We start from the raw sequence: 4,336 nt of genomic DNA, 5'->3' as shown, positions 1-4,336 counted from the left end.
ATTAATCGTGTATATTGTTACTGTAATGAATGTTCTGAGCAAGAAAGAATGCTATTAGAGTTGTTTCTCTATTAGTCTGAGGCATGCTTACAGTGAGTTTATAATAAATAGGTACAAGTATACTATGCATGACTTTGAGACATTAACAGAGGAACTTAAAAAGCACCTTGACTCTCCACGACAGAACTGGCTATTAGGGGCCGGCATTAGCTTCAAGTCAAACATCCCATTGATGTTTCCCTTAACAGATAGGGTTAAAGCAATAATAGAAGCTTCTGCGGAGGCTAAAGACAAGGATATATACCAAACATTAACTGATGATCTAGATGAGGACTGTCACATTGAGCATTACCTAAGTCATCTAGGTGATCTGATTGCCCTTTCTGAGCGCTCAAAAGATAAGTCTGCTAAAATATGCGATAAAAATTTTACTTGTGAGGAACTGCGTAAAATGCACCGTACCATAATTGCAGCTATCGGCAACACTGTTCGCTACGGTTACATTAAGGAAGAAGGAAAGGAAGCCGAAATAGGTACTCCGGAAGTACCTATTGTAGACATTTCCCATCATCTAGCCTTCGTAAAAGCGCTGTATAAGAACAGGGCTAATCTAGAAAGCCGTTCCAGGCTGTCTTTCTTTACGACAAACTATGACACACTTTTGGAAGATGCCTTAGCAATTGAAAAGAAGATTGTAATAGACGGATTCTCGGGAGGAGCGGTCGGGTTCTGGAATGCCAAGAATGAATTTACCAAAGCCGATGATAAACAACTAACATGCGGAGTATACAAATTACACGGCTCGATTGATTGGCATTGTGACAAAACGTATGGACTAGTAAGAGTACGGTATGGCACTAAATATTTACCCGATGTTGCTGACATAATGATCTATCCTCAGGCAACTAAATACGTGGAAACCCAGAAAGATCCGTTCTCATTCCTCTTTGAAAGGTTTAGGCGTGCATTGAACTCTCCGCAAGACAATGTTCTCGCAACTTGTGGATATAGCTTTGGGGATGATCATATTAATGCAGAAATAGAATCCGCATTAAGAACCAAAGGTAACAGAACTACCTTATTAGCTTTTTCAGAAGAATCCCCTAAAGAAGACATAATTATAAATAAAACTCTTGACCGTTGGCTTAAAGATGAAGACTTTGGAAGTCGTATCTATGTAGCAGGGAAGAAGGGGATATACCATAACTCAACAGTAGCTGTTCAGCCTGAAACTGAAGATCCGCTCTGGTGGTGGACCTTTAGTGGGTTAACAAATTTTTTAACATCAGGTGACGTATGAAGCAGAAATTATTTGAAGCAAGGTCTGACCTTCGAATCGGAAAGATAATTGAAGTCAACGGCAGTGCGATACGAATTGAATTAGATGTTAAGATAACAGAGCTGACACGTTCAGTAGATGGTAAAGTTTATCCGGTAGGTCAAATCGGGAGCATCATCAAAGTGCATTTTGGACGTAAAATTCTGTTTGCCTACGTCCGGATGCTTCGTATGCGCTCAGACATAATAGCTGAGGAAGGCAGTACTCCCATAACCCCAGATGATGATACGCGAGTACTCGAAGCGGATCTGTTTGGGCAGGGCCTATGGAGTAATAAAGATTGTAAGCTTTCCTTTACGCGGGGCGTAGAGACTTACCCTCTCCCTTTGCAGGGTGCCTTCTTATGCCTGAATGGAGAGCTTGAGGCCGTCTACCAAGCTGCGGAGCAATTTTCAAATAAGAACAGTGTCAGTCCATTGGTTCCAATTGGGCATTACATCGGAGGTAACAATGCTGTCTGTAGAGCAAATATCGATAAGTTGTTCGGGCACCACTGCGCTATATTAGGGTCCACAGGATCAGGCAAATCAGGTACAGTAGCTTCTATTCTTCATTCTGTACTAGAGCATACACATGAAGGTACAACAATCAATCCTCGCATTGTTATTATTGATCCACATGGTGAATATGCTACTGCTTTTGCTGGTAAGGCAAAAGTGTATAGAGCGTATAATGAAGCTGCTACTGCTAATAGGGATGTAGAGCAACTTAAGCTGCCGTATTGGCTGATGTCCAGTGATGAACTTAGGTCGCTATTTATCGGGAAAACTGAATTTGAGGCTACCTCACAGAATAATATTATATACCAGGCTATTACTTATGCCAGGATGTTGCACTGTGGCCTTGTAGAAAATGTTGGAGATGAACCTTTTGGTGAAGCAAAAGATGATGTGCCTTCAGCGGGGATCACTTTAAACCAAATTTTAAATTTTGATAGAGACAAACCTGTTCCATTCTTAATTTCAGAACTTGTAAAACATATAGATAAAGTTCAGGGGAGAAAACCTCAGAAGACGGAAAACCTAGCTGTTACGGCAAGGGAGAAAATGGATAGCATACTAAAAAAGCTAAAGGTTCTAAGGTCAAATCCTCAGCTATCATTCATCATGGATGAGTATGCTGAAGGTGCTGCGTCCTTAGATTCCATTTTGTCACAATTTGTAGGAGGATCAGATGGAAAAAATTTGCGCATCATAGACATTTCAGGATTACCTAATGAGGTGGCTGGTCCCCTGACTGCTCTAATTGCCAGATTATTGTTTCAGTACAAGCTGTGGCAAACTAGAGAAGAAAGAAAGAGTGATCCGGTGCTCTTTGTATGTGAGGAAGCCCATCGTTATGTGCCCAACCATGGGGAGGCTCAGTATAAAGAAGCGCAAGAAGCAGTTAGGCGGATTGCCAAAGAAGGAAGAAAGTATGGATTGGGCTTAATGCTTGTTTCGCAGCGACCATCGGATGTTGAAGCTACCGTTCTATCACAGTGCAACTCCTGGCTAATTCTAAGACTGACAAATTCGAATGATCAAGAGCATGTTTCTAAGTTTTTGCCAGACAGCATCTCCGGTCTAACCAAAATGTTGTCATCTTTAACAAGAAGAGAAGCCATATTTGTAGGTGAGGCTGCTGCCTTGCCTAGTCGCATAAGAATCAATAGCCTTACAAAAGAAAAGTTGCCTGATTCTCATGACATCAGTTTCGTGGAAGGATGGTTGAACGCACAAGATTGCACGGAAGCATTACAGAATGTTGCTAACAGATGGGTAGGGCAGCACGCAAATTAAGTTTTAGAGAAGAGCTATACGTTTTAGTAACCGGCCAATAGTAAAAACTCTACTTAGCCTGTTTCTTAAAGAGGTAATATATTGTATATAGAAAGGCAACAACTAAAGACCTCTCGCTCTATTTAAATTCTACATTACTTAAGCTAAGCCTACTTATTAGCTAAGGTATCACAACAAAAGGGGAGCAATAATCAATTGATTATTGCTCCCCTTTTGTTGTGATCTTTCGGTTACGCGGTAGTGCTGTAAAAATCAGCGAGGAGATTGCTTGATATTTCAGGTCTTTGGTCTAGCACGCACCAACACTAAAGCAGCCTTTCAAATCAAGCAGGGCAACGCCCGCCATTCCATAGCAACTGTTATAAGTAAATACTATAGATCGATTGGAGATTCGCTCACAAAACCCTCCTTTTCCAAGACAACCAAACCAGGGGCAAACACAAATCAAACCTGACAACGAAAGACTGATTCTTTAGCTTGACGCTGTGTTTCTTCCCTCCTGTCCCCTGAACAAAGAATTTTGCTGTCATACGACACTGCGCTGCAAGTCATAAAATAGGCTACTTGCTAGCCTACCACACGCACATCAAACACATTTCAAACGGAGATCAACCTGCCTAAAGGGTGACTGATGAGCCTCTGCCAGGGTGCATTACTTATCTTAAAATTTGGTCGTTTGATGATACGGTGAAAAGAAAGTGACGGTGGCTTGGGAGTTTGCTGCTGGTTTGAGGAATGTTTGGTGAAGTGTGAGCAACAGATTTCGTTGTTGTCCCAAATCATTACCAGCCGCGTTATAACGCGAGTTTACACGAATAGGAGCGGGTAAAACACAGTTAGTGTAGCCCATATGGCACCTATAACCCTATTTTCGGTGCTTTTCGCCTTCAGCTGAGCCTGTTCCAACCCCGATCAAACCATCAGCAACCGCCGATACAGTAAAGAGACAGCTGCAGCCCCACACTTTATTGTTAATAAAGTTGAAACGGCAGCCAGCGGGGATGAACTATAGATGGAATTTACTATATTGAGGGTAGGGCTGAATTCATAACAGTATGCACAAGAGCACCGAAATCGGGAGCAATTATGTCTCCAACTACTTCCGTACATAGTGCAGATAAACGTATGTTCACGCATATCCAGTAATTAGGCAATATTAAAATATTCTAGAATTTAAAATGGACGAAACAATTGAATCAATAATTGAGATTTTAAG

2 protein-coding genes are annotated in these 4,336 nt (G+C 41.5%); both read left to right on the top strand.

The features are described from left to right. Positions 1-124: 124 nt before the first annotated feature. Entirely contained in the window at positions 125-1,300 is a 1,176-nt protein-coding gene (locus ACFQ2O_RS20210) for an SIR2 family protein (RefSeq protein WP_377532334.1), read from the top strand. Then, positions 1,297-3,120 (top strand): ATP-binding protein, encoded by a 1,824-nt coding sequence (locus ACFQ2O_RS20205; protein WP_377532331.1) that lies wholly within the window; start codon positions 1,297-1,299, stop codon positions 3,118-3,120. Before ACFQ2O_RS20210 ends, ACFQ2O_RS20205 begins: the two co-directional genes overlap by 4 nt. Positions 3,121-4,336 lie beyond the last annotated feature (1,216 nt).

The sequence above is a fragment of the Pontibacter rugosus genome, from assembly GCF_042678745.1.
In the GTDB taxonomy this organism is placed as follows: Bacteria; Bacteroidota; Bacteroidia; order Cytophagales; family Hymenobacteraceae; genus Pontibacter; species Pontibacter rugosus.
This window is presented reverse-complemented; position numbering and strand designations above follow the sequence as displayed.